We start from the raw sequence: 297 nt of genomic DNA, 5'->3' as shown, positions 1-297 counted from the left end.
GGTCCCTTTGAGAACCGGAGTAGAGTCATTTGTCTCCGCTCCGGACAGGTTATTACCGTTACCGTCGGTCAGTTCGACATCACTGGCTGCTGCCGGCGCCGTGGTCTCGATCGTGACAGGAATAGCCGCCGAAGGCTGACTGGTGTTACCGGCGGCATCGGTGACCGTGGTGGTGATACTGTGGCTGCCGTCGGCCAGGGCCGGCAGGGTGCTGCTCCAGCTGCCGTCGCTGCCCGCGGTGGCGGTGCCGATGGCTTTACCGTTGTCGAGAATGGTGACGGTGTCGCCGGCTGCCGT

Annotated in this window: 1 protein-coding gene; it reads right to left on the bottom strand. The window is 64.0% G+C overall.

What is annotated here, in order from left to right; all coding sequences use genetic code 11:
• On the bottom strand, positions 1-297 hold a 297-nt coding region (locus tag GTPT_RS16630), incomplete at both ends, for an Ig-like domain-containing protein (protein ID WP_038011980.1).

The sequence above is a fragment of the Tatumella ptyseos ATCC 33301 genome (genome assembly GCF_000735525.1).
Lineage (GTDB): Bacteria > Pseudomonadota > Gammaproteobacteria > Enterobacterales > Enterobacteriaceae > Tatumella > Tatumella ptyseos.
Note: the sequence above shows the minus strand (reverse complement) of the source record. Positions and strands in the feature narration are given on the sequence as shown.